The sequence below is a fragment of the Lysinibacillus telephonicus genome, assembly GCF_003966145.1.
GTDB lineage: Bacteria > Bacillota > Bacilli > Bacillales_A > Planococcaceae > Ureibacillus > Ureibacillus telephonicus.
In genome coordinates this window covers 1-14,412 of the sequence record NZ_RXNR01000037.1, presented here as the reverse complement: position 1 = coordinate 14,412, position 14,412 = coordinate 1, and the positions used below count along the sequence as shown (strand labels likewise).

15 protein-coding genes and 1 pseudogene are annotated in these 14,412 nt (G+C 34.2%); 13 read left to right on the top strand and 3 right to left on the bottom strand.

Annotated elements, in window-relative coordinates; genetic code table 11:
- Positions 1 to 14 precede the first annotated feature (14 nt).
- The 9 genes from EKG35_RS12980 (at position 15) to gucD (ending at position 8,374) form a co-directional block, all read left to right on the top strand.
- Positions 15 to 776, top strand: coding sequence for an SDR family NAD(P)-dependent oxidoreductase (locus tag EKG35_RS12980; protein ID WP_126294894.1), 762 nt, complete (start codon positions 15 to 17; stop codon positions 774 to 776).
- A 12-nt stretch (positions 777 to 788) separates the two neighbouring features.
- Positions 789 to 1,661, top strand: coding sequence for a fumarylacetoacetate hydrolase family protein (locus tag EKG35_RS12975; protein ID WP_126294892.1), 873 nt, complete (start codon positions 789 to 791; stop codon positions 1,659 to 1,661).
- 13 nt (positions 1,662 to 1,674) lie between these two features.
- Positions 1,675 to 1,968, top strand: coding sequence for a UxaA family hydrolase (locus tag EKG35_RS12970; RefSeq protein WP_126294890.1), 294 nt, complete (start codon positions 1,675 to 1,677; stop codon positions 1,966 to 1,968).
- Positions 1,958 to 3,130, top strand: a complete 1,173-nt coding sequence (locus EKG35_RS12965) for a UxaA family hydrolase (protein WP_126294889.1) — start codon at positions 1,958 to 1,960, stop codon at positions 3,128 to 3,130. Before EKG35_RS12970 ends, EKG35_RS12965 begins: the two co-directional genes overlap by 11 nt.
- 16 nt (positions 3,131 to 3,146) lie before the next feature.
- The gene (locus EKG35_RS12960) at positions 3,147 to 4,175 is read left to right on the top strand and encodes a C4-dicarboxylate TRAP transporter substrate-binding protein (RefSeq protein WP_126294888.1); all 1,029 of its coding nucleotides are present in this window, start codon (positions 3,147 to 3,149) and stop codon (positions 4,173 to 4,175) included.
- A 64-nt stretch (positions 4,176 to 4,239) separates the two neighbouring features.
- The gene (locus EKG35_RS12955) at positions 4,240 to 4,725 is read left to right on the top strand and encodes a TRAP transporter small permease (protein ID WP_126294887.1); all 486 of its coding nucleotides are present in this window, start codon (positions 4,240 to 4,242) and stop codon (positions 4,723 to 4,725) included.
- Positions 4,725 to 6,011: a TRAP transporter large permease gene (locus EKG35_RS12950; RefSeq protein ID WP_126294886.1), complete on the top strand. Its 1,287-nt coding sequence runs from the start codon at positions 4,725 to 4,727 to the stop codon at positions 6,009 to 6,011. The genes EKG35_RS12955 and EKG35_RS12950 overlap by 1 nt, the downstream gene beginning before the upstream one ends.
- Positions 6,012 to 6,035: 24 nt before the next feature.
- Positions 6,036 to 6,923, top strand: coding sequence for a fumarylacetoacetate hydrolase family protein (locus EKG35_RS12945; RefSeq protein WP_246020360.1), 888 nt, complete (start codon positions 6,036 to 6,038; stop codon positions 6,921 to 6,923).
- A 5-nt stretch (positions 6,924 to 6,928) separates the two neighbouring features.
- Positions 6,929 to 8,374 carry an alpha-ketoglutaric semialdehyde dehydrogenase GucD gene (gene gucD / locus EKG35_RS12940; protein WP_410798260.1) on the top strand — a complete coding sequence of 482 codons (1,446 nt, stop codon included), beginning with the start codon at positions 6,929 to 6,931 and terminating at the stop codon, positions 8,372 to 8,374.
- Positions 8,375 to 8,435: 61 nt separating this feature from the next.
- Here the strand turns inward: gucD and EKG35_RS12935 are convergent, their stop codons facing one another.
- On the bottom strand, positions 8,436 to 9,764 hold the full coding sequence (locus tag EKG35_RS12935; protein WP_126294881.1) for an IS3 family transposase: 1,329 nt from the start codon (positions 9,762 to 9,764) through the stop codon (positions 8,436 to 8,438).
- A 581-nt stretch (positions 9,765 to 10,345) separates the two neighbouring features.
- On the opposite strand from EKG35_RS12935, the gene EKG35_RS12930 reads away from it, so the two are divergent.
- Positions 10,346 to 11,113, top strand: coding sequence for a hypothetical protein (locus EKG35_RS12930; protein ID WP_126294880.1), 768 nt, complete (start codon positions 10,346 to 10,348; stop codon positions 11,111 to 11,113).
- A gap of 582 nt (positions 11,114 to 11,695) precedes the next feature.
- Positions 11,696 to 11,948: pseudogene (locus EKG35_RS21620) on the top strand (group II intron reverse transcriptase/maturase); the annotation flags it as partial.
- A gap of 154 nt (positions 11,949 to 12,102) precedes the next feature.
- Here the strand turns inward: EKG35_RS21620 and EKG35_RS12915 are convergent.
- Positions 12,103 to 12,873 carry a VanZ family protein gene (locus EKG35_RS12915; RefSeq protein ID WP_126294879.1) on the bottom strand — a complete coding sequence of 257 codons (771 nt, stop codon included), beginning with the start codon at positions 12,871 to 12,873 and terminating at the stop codon, positions 12,103 to 12,105.
- A complete protein-coding gene (locus EKG35_RS12910; protein ID WP_126294877.1) occupies positions 12,834 to 13,196 on the bottom strand; it encodes a PadR family transcriptional regulator in 363 nt (120 codons plus the stop codon). The genes EKG35_RS12915 and EKG35_RS12910 overlap by 40 nt, the downstream gene beginning before the upstream one ends.
- A 131-nt stretch (positions 13,197 to 13,327) precedes the next feature.
- Between EKG35_RS12910 and EKG35_RS12905 the strand changes: the two genes are divergently transcribed.
- Both EKG35_RS12905 and EKG35_RS12900 read left to right on the top strand, forming a co-directional pair.
- On the top strand, positions 13,328 to 13,714 hold the full coding sequence (locus EKG35_RS12905) for an S-methyl thiohydantoin desulfurase domain-containing protein (RefSeq protein ID WP_126294876.1): 387 nt from the start codon (positions 13,328 to 13,330) through the stop codon (positions 13,712 to 13,714).
- A 200-nt stretch (positions 13,715 to 13,914) separates the two neighbouring features.
- On the top strand, positions 13,915 to 14,271 hold the full coding sequence (locus EKG35_RS12900; protein ID WP_126294875.1) for a DUF2085 domain-containing protein: 357 nt from the start codon (positions 13,915 to 13,917) through the stop codon (positions 14,269 to 14,271).
- Positions 14,272 to 14,412: the final 141 nt, after the last annotated feature.

Here is a 14,412-nt window from a genome sequence, read left to right as displayed (position 1 = left end):
AAGGGGGGATAAGTTTGAGATTGGCCAACAAAGTAGCAATTATCACCGGTGGGGCTTCGGGAATCGGTTTGGCTACCGCAAAGCTGTTTTTACAAAATGGTGCTACAGTTGTAATTTTTGATTTACTTCATAATGATTCAGTAGCAGAGTTAGAAAAAGACTTCCAAGATAAGGCTGCCTTTTTTGAAGTAGATGTAACAAATGAAGAAGCTGTGATGAAGAGTGTGAATAAAGTTTTTGAGCAATATGGGAAAATTGATATTTTATTTAACAATGCAGGGATAAGTGGTATTGGGAAAATCCATGAATTGTCGCAAGATTACTGGAATAAGGTCATGAATGTAAATGTCAATGGTGTGTTTCTAATGTCCAAGTATGTTGTGCAAAAGATGTTAAATAGAGGTGGCTCAATTATCAATATGTCATCTTGTGTTGCTGAAATTGGTTTAGAGGACCGAGTTCTTTATGCCGCAACTAAAGGTGCCGTGTTAGCTATGACAAAATCGATGCAGGTCGATTATGCATCACACAATATTAGAGTGAATGCTTTATTACCAGGAACAATTTATACACCATTTGTTGAAAAATATTTATCTACTGCTGAAAATCCTGAAGAGACTTTAAATGGCATTAAAAAGAGACAATTATCTGATGAATTAGGGAAACCAATTGATGTAGCACAAGCAGCATTGTATTTAGCATCTGATGAGTCAAAATTTTTAATGGGTTCACCACTATATATTGATGGTGGAGCTGTTTTCGGAAAAAAAATATGAAGAGGTGTTTAAATGAAACTATTAAGTTATGTTGAGAATCAAACAGTTCTTGTAGGGGTTAAATTGGAAGAAGGTATTTTCAAGTTATCTGATTATGCTGAGAAAAATTCAATTCAATTAAATAGTATTCACGATATCATTGAAAATCCAGATTTACAGAAAAAAGTAGAAAGTATTATTGAAGCTCATGATTTTTCAGAGGAATTTGTAGTGGAAGAATCTACTCTAACATTAGCTTCGGTTCTTCAACGGCCATCTAAAATCATATGTGTAGGGCTCAATTACAGGAAGCATGCTGAGGAATCAAATATGGCTATTCCAGAGTTTCCGGTGCTTTTTAATAAATTCAATAACTCTCTAGCAGCACATAATGAGGAAATTTCTTTACCTGAAGATTCAAGTGAAAACGATTATGAAGCAGAATTGGCGATTGTAATTGGAAAAGAGACAAAAAATGTCTCTGATGAAAGCGCTTTAAATTATGTTTTTGGTTACTGCAATGCGAATGACCTATCCTCACGTGATTTACAATTTAGAACAAATCAATGGTTACTAGGTAAAGCATTAGATAAATTTTGCCCAATAGGTCCCTATTTAGTAACGGCAGATGAAGTCGGTAATCCAAACGATTTAGAGATTAAAACCTATGTAAATGGAGAGCTCAGACAAAACTCAAATACTAGCGATATGATTTTTAACTGCAAAGAAATCATCTCATATATTTCTAGATATATCACATTAAGCCCTGGTGATGTTATTTTAACAGGTACCCCTGAAGGAGTAATACTTGGTCTTCCAGAAAATGAGCGGGTTTATTTAAAACCTGGTGATGAAATGATTGTTGAAATTGAAAAACTAGGAAAGCTATACAACAAAATCGTTTAGAGGGGGGCTTAATATGTACAAAAGTATCATATTAACGGAAAAAGACAATGTAGCGACAGCCTTGGAAAATATCCCTTCTGTAGAAGATTTAAAGATTACGATAGGGGATGAGCAACGCGTTATAAATTTATTAGAACCAATTCAATTCGGTCATAAGTTTGCCATTCAGGATATTGCTGAAGGTGGATACATTATTAAATATGGAGAAGTCATTGGCAGGGCAACAAAATTTATTAAATGCGGGGAATATGTACACGTCCATAATCTAGAAGGAACAAGGGGAAGAGGGGATAAAGATGCAGTTTGAGAAAGGAAAATTTTTAGGCTATCGTCGTGCAGATGGAAGAGTAGGGGTTCGTAATCATGTACTAATTTTACCGACAATCACATGTGCTACGAAAGCTGCTCGTCAAATTACGGAACTGGTTCATGGAACAGTTAGCTTTGTTCATCAACATGGCTGTGCTCAAGTCGGTGTAGATTATGAGCAAACTTTTAGAACTTATGTTGGGATGGGGCTAAATCCGAATGTTTATGGTGTTGTAGTCCTCGGTTTAGGCTGTGAAACACATCAAGCTCGTAATGTAGCTAAGGAAATTGCTGCATCAGGTAAACGAGTCGAAGTAGTATCCATTCAAGATGAAGGTGGAACATTGGATGCAATAGCACAAGGAGCAAAATTAGCTGCGAGGTTGGTACAAGAGGCATCTGAAGTGCAAAGAGAATGGTGTGATTTTAGCGAGCTTATTATTGGGACAGAGTGTGGAGGCTCAGATGCATGCTCTGGGTTATCAGCAAATCCAGCTGTCGGATATGTAAGTGACAAGATTGTTGAATTGGGTGGTACATCGATTTTAGCTGAAACAACAGAACTTATTGGTGCAGAACATTTATTGGCGAATCGAGCTAAAAATGAACATGTGGCTAAACGTGTATATGAAGTAATAGATGCTATGGAAAAGCGATCCATTAATATGGGAGTTGATATCCGTACAGGTAATCCAAGTCCAGGGAATATTAAAGGTGGTTTAAGCTCACTTGAAGAAAAATCACTTGGTGCAGCAAATAAAGCTGGAAAAAGCACATTAAATGAACTGATAGATTACGCTGAACGCCCAACAGAAAAAGGGTTAGTTTGGATGGACACGCCAGGACACGATATTGAACAATTAACAGGTATGGTTGCTGGTGGTGCTCAAATTGTTCTATTTACTACAGGTCGAGGCACACCTACAGGATCACCCATTGCTCCCGTTATTAAAATAACAACAAATACAGGAGTATTTGAGCGAATGAGTGAAAATATGGATATTAATGGTGGAACAATTATCGAAGGTAAAGAGACTGTTGAGCAAGTAGGGGAAACTATTCTTAACGAAATTTCGAAAGTTGCTTCTGGAAAATTAACGAAAGCGGAAATTTTAATGCAGCATGATTTTGGGATTTGGCGTATTGGACCAACATTTTAATAAGGGGGAAATAAACATGACAAAGGGGAAACTAAAATTTATAAGTGGTATTGCTTTATCTATGTTATTACTAGTTGCTTGTGGGGATGCAACTGATACATCTAGCAATGGTGCAAATGCGGACACAGAAACGTATACGATTAACATTGCATATGGAAATCAACCAGGTGAACCAATTGATGAATTAGCGAAAAAATGGGAAGAGCTTGCTGAAGAAAAAAGTAATGGTCAAATTGATTTAGTATTATATCCTAGCTCACAATTAGGCGCAGAGAAGGATGTAATTGAACAAGCGATCCAAGGTAATAATGTCATCGTTCTAGCTGGTTATGACTTTTTGCTGGATTATGTCCCGGATGCTGGGATATTAACGGCACCATATTTAACAGATGACACAGAGTTGCTGCGTAAAATCACGGATACTGAATGGTTTAGTAATATTAATAACCAACTGAAAGATAAAGGAGTTAGCGTAATTATTCCAAACGTAGTGTATGGGGAACGTCACTTAATGACAGGAAAGAAAGTTGAAACACCTGAAGATTTAGCTGGATTAAAGGTGAGAGTACCGAATAATCAAATGTCGATTAAAACAATGGAGGCTCTAGGTGCAGCTGCAACTCCTCTACCGCTTGCAGATCTATATCCTTCGTTGCAACAAGGGTTAATTGATGGAGCAGAAAATCCTGTTTCAGTACTTCATGGGGCAAAAGTACAAGAAGTTTCAAAATATTTATCATTAACTGGGCATCAACGCTTTATCGTGTCGTTTTCGGGTGGCGAAAGTTTTATTAATGGGCTGCCAGAGGATATTGTAACAATTTTAAAAGAAACAGGTGCTGAAGCTGCAGATTATGGATATGAAGTTCTAAAAGAAACAGACCAAAAAGTTTTGGAAGCTTTTGAAGCAGAAGGTGTAGAGATTGTAGAAGTAGATACAGCTTTGTTTAAAGAAAAAGTTGCCAGCGTCTATGATGAATTCGAGGATGTATGGTCTGACAATCTTTATAATAATTTATTAGCTGAATTAGAGAATTTAAAATAAATATCTAGGTTTTTACGAAAAATAAAGACTGAATATTCAGTCCATATACCTGGGGGATGACTATATGATCCTATTAAAAAGCTTCTTAAAAAATATTGATGATTGGATTGCAGTAGTTAGCTTGGCTGGCATTATTCTTTTAACAGGTACAAATGTAATTTTACGATATTTATTTTCAAAACCGATTGCCTGGACAGAAGAAGTAACCTTAATGCTTTTTGTATGGTTAATTTTTGTTGGAATGAGTACGGCTATGAAATATAACACGCATATCGGGGTAGATTACTTTGTTGAAAAACTTCCAAAGCCATTAAGAATAGTAGCAGATTTTATTAGAATTCTTTCTATATATATAGTATTAATCTATGTATTTATTATTTTAGGAGTTAAGTTTATTGGCAATGTCTCTGGGAAAGTGACTCCTATTTTAACAATCAATTATCAGTATATAAATATTGCAGTTATTGTAGGAGCAGTATTCACAATTATTCGTTTCACTTCTCAAGTAATAACAAGTTATAAAGAGACTCAAAAAGGGATTGATGCTTAATGGCAATATTTGCAACGTTAGCAGTTTTAATTATCTCATTTCTATTGAATATTCCGATTGCATTTGGGCTGATTTTAAGTTGTTTAATGTATTTTACTTTTAATAATAGTTTTTCAAGTGAAATTTTAATTCAACGTTTAATAAGCGGAATGGAGTCAGTTCCACTACTGGCAATAATCTTCTTTATTTCAGCTGGCATTTTAATGAACTATACAGGGATAACTTCTAGAATGTTGCGTTTTTCTACAGTTATTACAAATCCGCTACCGGGATCATTAGCTCAAGTAAACGTAATATTAAGTACATTAATGGGAGGAATATCAGGTTCTAATGTTGCTGATGCAGCAATGCAATCGAAAATACTAGTACCTGAAATGGAGAAAAAGGGGTATAAGAAATCTTTCTCAACAGTTTTGACAGCTTCAACATCACTCATTACGCCTATTATTCCACCAGGTATCGGTTTAATAATGTATGGCTACGTGGGTAATGTATCGATTGGTAAATTATTTATGGCAGGGATATTGCCAGGAATTGTTTTATGTATTTGCTTTATGATGTATGTTCATTTTTATGCAAAAAAATACAATTTAGAAACAGATTCAAGTATCAAATATTCAACAAAAGATTTTCTATTAAGTTTTAAAGATGCTGCTCTAGCTTTACTGTTGCCAATTATTATTATCGGAGGTATCCGTCTTGGTGCATTCAGCGCAACTGAAGCAGGTGTAATCGCAGTATTATATGCGATTGTACTAGGGATGTTTATTTATCGGGAAATGAAAGTAAAGCAATTAATTTTAAGCTTGAAAGAAACAATTCAAACGGCAGCAGCGGTTTTACTGATTATTGCAGCTGGTTCAGCTTTTGGATGGGTTTTAACTTTGGAACGTGTACCTCAAAAGGCAACAGAGTTAATGGTCTCTTTTGTTTCGAATGAAGTTCTATTCTTCTTAATTACATTGATTTTCCTATTAATTGTAGGGATGTTTTTAGAGGGGAACGTATTAATTATTATTTTAACACCGTTATTTATGCCAATGTTAATTGAATATGGGATTGATCCAGTACACTTTGGTATTTTCTTTATTATGTGTATAAGTATAGGAACATTAACACCACCATTAGGGACAATTATGTTTACTACTTGCGGCATTACTGGAACTCGGTTTGAAGAATTTATTAAAGAAAGCTGGCCTTTCTTGCTATTACTTATATTTGCAGCTTTATTAATTGCCTTCTTCCCGTCAATTTCATTGTTCTTACCTAATTTATTAGGTGCATAATTCATTTATATGGAGGGGAATTATTTGAAATTTATTCGTTACCGTGATCAGGAACAAATTCAAGGTGCATTAATTGATCAACATAATCTTATATATAACATTCCTTTTAATAATTACGTAGAGTTTTACTATACGTTAAAAAAAGGGAGTTTAACAGTTGAAGAGTTTATTAAAAATAATGGTTTAGAGCCAATTGAGAAACAAATTGATGAAATTGAGCTGTTAATTCCAATCGTTCCTGATGAGGTTTGGGCTTCAGGTGTGACCTATTTAAAAAGTAAAGAAGCACGAAATTATGAGGCAACAAATGGGGAGTTAGACAGAGAAACTTTTTATGATAAGGTTTATGACGCACCGAGACCGGAGTTGTTTTTGAAGTCTACAGGTCGCCGTGTTGTTGGTCCAAATAGTGAAGTGTTTATACGCAGTGATTCAAATTGGCAAATTCCAGAACCAGAATTGACACTAATTTTAGGTGAAGGTCGGGATATTATTGGCTATACACTAGGTAATGATATGAGTTGTCGTGATATTGAAGGTGAAAATCCTCTTTATTTACCTCAAGCAAAGGTATGGAAAAATTCTTGCTCAATAGGACCTGCTATCCTTATTCCTGAGTCAGTAGAGGATCCTTATTCGATTGATCTAACATGTAGAATCTATAGAAATGGCGAACTCGTTTTTGAAGGAAATGCAGTAACTAGTCAATTAAAACGTAAATTAGAAGAATTAGTAGATTATTTAGTCTTTGATAATGATTTATTACCAGGTACAGCATTAATGACTGGTACGTGTATCGTTCCGCCAAATGATTTTACATTACAGCTTCACGATCATATTGAAATAATCAGTACACAAATTGGTTCCTTAAAAAATGAAGTGAACATCAACGATTTGGTTGTGAAAGGATGATGAACGTGACGAATGAAATTTTGAATTATATAGATGGTAAGTGGAGTAAAAGCAGCAGCGGAAATGTAATTGAAAGTATCAATCCTTCAACACTTCAAGTAGTCGGGAGGGTTCAAAATTCTACTCGTGAGGAAGTAGAATTGGCTGTGAATGCTGCATCAGCTGCCAAAAAGGAATGGCATCAATTAGGTCAATTTCAAAGAGGACAAATTCTTTATAAAGTTGCTGAAAATGTTGAAAAAAATAAAGAAGATATTGCTAGAACATTATCGGATGAAATGGGAAAAACCTACCCAGAAGCATTAGGTGAAACAGAGCGCGGCGTTGCGATACTACGTTACTATGCTTCTGAAGGCAGCCGAAAAGATGGTGATGTAATTCCTGCATCAGATAACAAAGCTATCATGTTTACGAAACGTGCACCATTAGGCGTTGTTGGGGTAATTACACCGTGGAATTTCCCAGTTGCGATTCCTTTGTGGAAAATTGCGCCTGCTTTAATATATGGAAATACAGTTGTATTTAAACCAGCATCAGAAGCAGCAGTAACCGCAGCTAAAATCGTACAATGTTTTGATGAAGCCAAAATTCCAAACGGCGTATTAAACTTTATTACAGGCAGTGGCTCAAGTGTAGGAGATGCTCTAATTAATAATCAACATTTAAACGGTATCACATTTACTGGTTCTAGTGCGACTGGGAAGTTAGTAGCAGAAGCGTCAACAAAAAATGGCGTAAAGTTCCAGTTAGAAATGGGAGGAAAAAATCCAGTCATTGTATTAGAGGATGCAAATTTAGATAATGCAGTGGCAGCTGTATTAAGTGGCGGTTTTAAATCAACAGGGCAAAAATGTACAGCTACAAGTAGAGTGATCGTTGAATCATCTATTTATGAAACGTTTAAAAATAAATTATTAGAAGAAGCAAGTAAAATTTCCATCAATAATGATCAAAAGCAAAGTTGGATGGGACCATGTGCAAGTGAAGGCCAGTACAATACGGTATTGGACTATATTGCAATTGGCAAGGAAGAAGGGGCAAAGTTAATTTTTGGTGGCAACGCTTTAAAATCTGAAGAATTAAAAGGCTTCTATGTAGAGCCGGCTATTTTTGAGGATGTAACAGCAAATATGCGAATTGCCCAGGAAGAAATTTTTGGTCCTGTCATAGCATTGATGAAAGCCGATTCATTAGAAGAGGCAATCGATATTGCAAATGATGTTGCATATGGTTTAAGTGCATCAATATTTACTAAAAATCTTGGTTCCGCTATGACTTTCATTGATCAAATTGAAGCAGGGCTAGTACGTGTAAACGCAGAAAGTGCCGGAGTAGAATTCCAAGCACCATTCGGCGGCGTAAAAGCTTCAAGTACAGGCATGCGCGAACAAGGTGAAGCCGCAAAAGAGTTTTATACTTTAACGAAAACAGTATTTCTAAAAAGCGAATAATAAATAAGGGTGACCCAAAACTAAACTGGCACCTATGTCAAGGACACAATAAAAAAAGAGATTAAGCAATTTGAAGATGATTCCTATATTGAATAGGGGTCATCTTTTTTAAGTTCCACTGATATCGATAATTGTTGTAGTAAACCATGTAATGATTTATTTTTGCTTTTAATTCTTTTAATGTTTTACTAGACTGATAGTCTACCTCATCTTTTAAATGACCGAAGAATGACTCTTGAGGCGCATTATCCCAACAGTTGCCCCTTCTAGACATAGATTGGCCTAGACCATATTTCTTTAATAATTTTTGATAGCTTGGACTTGTGTAATGGCTTCCTTGGTCTGAGTGGATGAAGGCATTTTTATGTAGAATGATTTTTTTGTTCTTGACTAATTTATGGATTGTCTGGGTTACGATGTCTAAAGTGATTCGATCAGAAACATGATAAGCTAGGATTTCGTTCGTGGCGGCATCTTTTACGGTCGACAAATAAGCCATACAATTATTGTTATATGGCAAATAAGTAATGTCTGTTAATAACACTTTTCCAGGAACACCTTGCTTAAATTCTCTGTTTAGCTTGTTTGAAACGACCTGATGTTCTTTTGTCGCTTTGGCCATTCTTTTATACGGATTCGCCTTTCTATAAGGGTAGACGATTCCGTATTTCTTCATAATTCTTTGGATTTTTTTTCGACTAAAGATAAGATTAAAGTCATTCTCCAGAATCATTTTTATGGAACGGGACCCTTTCTTATAACCACGTCGATTAAAGGCTTTTAATATGATCTCTTTCGCCTCTAAGTCTCGTTGCTCTCTAGCTTTACGGCTAGAACCCGCCTTTAGGTAACTGTAATATCCAGAACGTGAGACTTCTAAAAGGTCACATAAATAAGCCGTCATTCGCTTAAATTGATTCTGTTCAACGGTTTCATAAATTAACTGATATATACTACTTGGATCTAGACTTTCTCTGGCGTTTAGCAGCCTCCTTTCTGTCACTTCGAGCTTTTTTAATAATTCCACTTGGCCCTCTAATAACTTAATTCTAGCCTCTTGCCTTTCGATAATTTCAGAAGATGTCAGTTCACGAATTAATGGTCGACCAGTATTACTTTTTCTCGAATCTGTGAGTCCAATTGAACCATTCTTTTCATAAGCTCTCTTCCATCTATAAGCAGATTGTTCAATGCGTTTAATTCCTATAACGTCTACATCGAAGCCGTTTTCTTCAAAAATTTGTCGAGGAAGTTTACCAGCTAAATATTCATCTAAAAATGTATTTTTAAAGGTATCTGTATATGTAATCGCCCGTTCACTTACACGTTGTACATTTGGATTCTTTTCTAATGTTTTAATCTCTTTAAGTGAAAATATTATCTTACTCATGATGTCCTCTAATCTCCATTTATTAAAATTCAGTATATAAAAAAATACCTGTAGATAAAACACTCTTTTTCAAGTGTCCTAACTACAGGTACCATATTAAACTAACGAATTTGGGTCACCCTTTTTGTTTATTTTAATTTTTAGATTTCTAAAATATCCATTTGTTTTAACTCATCATTGTTCTCTACTTTTACAAAAATTTGTTTAGTCGATATTGTTTTCTAGAGTTTGATTTTTAGCTTCTCAATTTCTTTTCTTCTAACCCGGCCTCCCACACCCAAATGGTATATTTAGTAAATTATTGAAAGTTTAGGCGCTCACATGTATCATGTCCTACTGGGTGCCAACACTCTGTATATTTAATTGCAATTCTCTGCACTTATTGCAAATCACACTATAACTAAAGTATGTACTTTTTCATAGTAAAGCTGCTCTTTTAATTTGTTATTGTTATAAAATTTATCAATATTTGTATATATTGTAAAATTCACTAAAATTAATAGAAAAATAGTTTATTATATGATATTATTACATTTGTTGGTATTATTACCAGTACTTTACAAATATAGGAGAATGTTTACATGAAGAGATTAATTACAGTATTAATGTTTGGCATGCTTTTTGCATTATCACTTCCTTTATTAGCTGATGCGGCAAGTAAGCAAGAGACTCAAGAAAGTAAAATCTTGATTAACTTTTTAGAATCTATGAAAAATGGTGATATTGATGGAGTGATAAAATATGTAAATGACGAGCGTTTTGAATCTACTAAACGACTTAAAGAAGAGTACAAATTATTATTATTTAAAGATAAGCTTGTAGAATATGAAATTATTGAAAACAAAGAAAATAATTATTTTATTGTAAATTTAAGTTTTGAGAATGGTGGAGTCTCTAAGGTTCCTTTCACTATTAATTCGGACAAGGTTAATATTAATTCTGAATCTTTAGACACTGATGATTTTGAAGTAATAAAAGAGGGTGAAGATTTAACTATTCGTCCACTACATACCCTTTGTGATTGGCATTTTTCGGCAAGGAACCAAGGTTCTACTTTTTATTCTGATTGTGAATTTAATATAAGTGGTACATCATCATTAGATGTGCTGTTAACACAAGAAACTTCTATATCAGGAGTAACTCCAGGAATAGTTTATAGTGTGGTAAAAAAACATTGGTATGGTGATGATGTTTGGGGAAGTAGATATGTTAGTGGTACTAAATCTAGTCCTTATTCTACAACTATAACAGGAAAAAGTGACTCATTTACAGGTGCTCAAATGAGATTTGAGACTGATACAAATTCGAAAGGTGCCCGTTATGAAGGAATTGGTTCTGTATTAAAATAATTTTTAAAAACATACTAACATTAGTAGCATAAACCAAGGCCATGGTTTGTGCTACTGTTTTTTATAGTAGAAGTGAAGGAAAGTCGACAGGCCTCTAGGATCATTTAGAATCCATATTTAAAACTGGCTAACTTCACACCTTTATTTGAATCAGTTTAGTATGTTGGGTCCAAGAGATCGTGCAAAAGAAAATGGAATCGATATGGCACTGTGAAACCCTTTTATGATTGGTAAAAAGGAGTAGATTTGTCATCGTACATGATGAAGTAAAGGGAAAAGTACAATCGCCATTTTTTATGGGGATAAACAATGTGAATTTGATGGTGAGTTTGATCATACACTTTCTGAATTTGAGCAGCTACACCAACGTATTGAGGAAATCACAGCTTTTGATGGACAAGCCCCTGAAATCGTATTTGAAGCGACGGGTGTCTATTCGAAGCAAGTTGAAAAGTTTCTAGGTGATTATGTCCATATATAATAGAAATGGCAGGATGAGCATGCTAAAACAATGTATAGTCCTTTATGCCTAAGAGTGAATCGAGTAAATGAAGCGGATAGATAGAGTGAAAGTGCACATACTATGATGGATGGATTCAAAGAAGACTGCGAATGCGCTTTTGGAAGAATTGGAGGAAACTAAAGACAAAGGTACGTAATCTCATTCGCTTTGGTGTACCGGATTGAAAAGCCTGCAAATGGGGGAATACACGAAAAAGTTATTGGAGAATATCGAATAGTCCATATTACACGAAACCCTTGGCAACTCATATTGGAGTAGTCAAGGGCTGAAAGTCTGCAACCTCGTTACGAAAAATTTCGTTATACACCTTAATTGACCGCAGTATACGGAACCGTATGTACGAGGGTAATGCTACTCTAACTCGATTTAAAAACAAGAATAATCTTATGAAAAAACTCTTTTATAAAAATGCGTTAACTTTTTTAGCACTTTCTATATCGAATCTCATTTTACTAAAATAGGAATATTAACTTAGCGTTTTTTGAAATAAACTAGTAATGCTAGGTATTGTCACTATAACGAAATATCCCAAAACTCCTCCTATGGTATTTAATATAATATTGTCAATATCAAATTGCCCAACTTGAAGAATTAACTGTTGGGCTTCGAGTGAAAAACTAATAAAAATTAAACTAATAAAAACTCTTGAGAATTTATAGAATTTATGAAATAGGATAGGAAGAAGTATTCCTAAAGGGATGAAAATCACGATATTACCTAACGTATTATTGATAATAATATCATCGTTAAATTGCATGGAACCAGTTAAATAAGTAAGTATATTTTTAAAAGGGATGATATTTGAGTTCAATTGTAATACTTCTAAATTATAAAATTCGTTTGAATCATTTGGATAAGAAAAATATCGATTACGAACAGGAAAATCATAAGTAGCAGAATTAAGAATATCAGTAAAACGTATAATAATTCGTTGGTATATTAACTTAAATAAAACAATAAACGAGTATAGACCAAATAAAATCCATGTCCCTATTTTGAACAATTTATAAAAGGGGAAAATAGCTTCTTGAAAGCCATTTTTCAATTGGTTTTGCTCTCCAAAACTTTCTAATGCCAAATTAGTAGCTTCTTTATCAGATAAGCCTTGTTCTAAATATTCATTTTTCAATAAGTATAAATGGTCTTTTATTTCATCAACTATTTCTTGTTTTTCTTTTTTATCACACCCCAATTCACTTACAATTTGGTTAATGTAGGTTTCAATAATTTTATCCAAGCCATTCCCTCCGAACAAACTTTTATTAAATCACTAATTTTCCCCCATTCTCGTAATTTTTTGAGCAATTCCTTTCTACCATCTTCTGTGATCGTATAATATTTTCTTCTTCCACCTGACTCTGAATTTTCCCAATAAGATATAAGCCACTCTTTTTTCTCTAGTCTTTTTAAAGCAGGATATAGGGTTCCTTCACTCATGTTATAAAGTTCATTGCTATTTTCTTTCAACGTTTTTACCATCTCATAACCGTACATATCTCTTTTATTTAAGAGTGAGAGAAGTAAAATATCAATGCTACCTTTCATAATTTCTTTGTCCATTACTACACCTCATTTCATAGAAACTTAAATACATCGTAACACGATATACAACGTGTTACAAGTTAATAATTCCAAAAAAATCCTTAGGAGGTAATTATATAGCATATTAATGTTTTAATAGGTTAATATAAATAGAAAATATAACCTTATTTGTAAAGGGAGAAGTTATTCAATCTGAGTGGAAGGATGCAATGGGCTTTATTGAAGGGAATATTGTAATTGAAAGCTTCGCTGATAAAGAAAAATATACTATTTGGTTTAGAAATGAAAATATGTATTTGAAGAAAAACGATGAGCTGATTTCAATTGCACCAGAAATTATTTCGATTTTACATGCCGATACTGGTGAACCTATTTTAAACCCTTATTGTGAAATAGGCATGAAGGTTGCTGTAGTCAACTTCAGAGCGCCCGATATTTGGGCTAATGAAGGAATTAATGTTTTTGGCCCAACGTATTTCGGGATGAGAAATGAACAGTTTTATGAGATACAAAAGAAGCTTTATACTGATAAGTGACTATATGTTTTCAAGATAGCTGTAGGGAAAGCAAAGCTTCTCTACGGCTGTTTTATTACTGCTAGAGTATATTGCTGTTGCATATATTAATTGTAAAATATTATAAAATTATCAAAAAATTAAATTACAAATTTCCAGTAATGGTATATACTTGTATTATTCTATTCTAGGATTGTATTTATGGATGGGAAGGTAGTAACATGGATAAGTTTCTTCAATACGCTTTTATGTGTCACCGTTTGCCTGAAAGGTCATTTCACTGTAATGGGAAGCAGTTTCCGTTATGTGCGCGGTGTACAGGGATTATGGCAGGCTATGTCATTGGGTTGCTTATCTTAGCTACATACGGAAGGCTATCACTACTCCTTTCATTTGCTCTGATTATACCTATGATTGTGGATGGCACAGGGCAGCTCTTTCATAAGTGGGAGAGCAACAACATTCGTCGATTAATAACGGGAATTATGGGTGGCATTTCGATTGATTTTATTATAATCAATATCACAACTATATTCGTGAATTTGGGGAGAGAGTTTGGACGAGCCTTTTTTCTTTAAGCTTCCATACGTAAATATAATAGATGTAGTATAGATTTATGGACACAACTAGGTTAAGTCATTAATATTGAACTAACGAAAGGTCGTGTCCGAATTATGAGTCAAAAACGTTATAATCAAGAATTTAAACAAACAGTGGCC

Excerpts from the sequence above, each read along its gene's own strand:
- EKG35_RS12975 (WP_126294892.1), top strand. The coding sequence starts at position 789 with ATGAAACTATTAAGTTATGTTGAGAATCAAACAGTTCTTGTAGGGGTT.
- EKG35_RS12970 (WP_126294890.1), top strand. The coding sequence starts at position 1,675 with ATGTACAAAAGTATCATATTAACGGAAAAAGACAATGTAGCGACAGCC.
- EKG35_RS12965 (WP_126294889.1), top strand. The coding sequence starts at position 1,958 with ATGCAGTTTGAGAAAGGAAAATTTTTAGGCTATCGTCGTGCAGATGGA.
- EKG35_RS12960 (WP_126294888.1), top strand. The coding sequence starts at position 3,147 with ATGACAAAGGGGAAACTAAAATTTATAAGTGGTATTGCTTTATCTATG.
- EKG35_RS12955 (WP_126294887.1), top strand. The coding sequence starts at position 4,240 with ATGATCCTATTAAAAAGCTTCTTAAAAAATATTGATGATTGGATTGCA.
- EKG35_RS12950 (WP_126294886.1), top strand. The coding sequence starts at position 4,725 with ATGGCAATATTTGCAACGTTAGCAGTTTTAATTATCTCATTTCTATTG.
- EKG35_RS12935 (WP_126294881.1), bottom strand. The coding sequence starts at position 9,764 with ATGAGTAAGATAATATTTTCACTTAAAGAGATTAAAACATTAGAAAAG.
- EKG35_RS12930 (WP_126294880.1), top strand. The coding sequence starts at position 10,346 with ATGAAGAGATTAATTACAGTATTAATGTTTGGCATGCTTTTTGCATTA.
- EKG35_RS12910 (WP_126294877.1), bottom strand. The coding sequence starts at position 13,196 with ATGGACAAAGAAATTATGAAAGGTAGCATTGATATTTTACTTCTCTCA.
- EKG35_RS12900 (WP_126294875.1), top strand. The coding sequence starts at position 13,915 with ATGGATAAGTTTCTTCAATACGCTTTTATGTGTCACCGTTTGCCTGAA.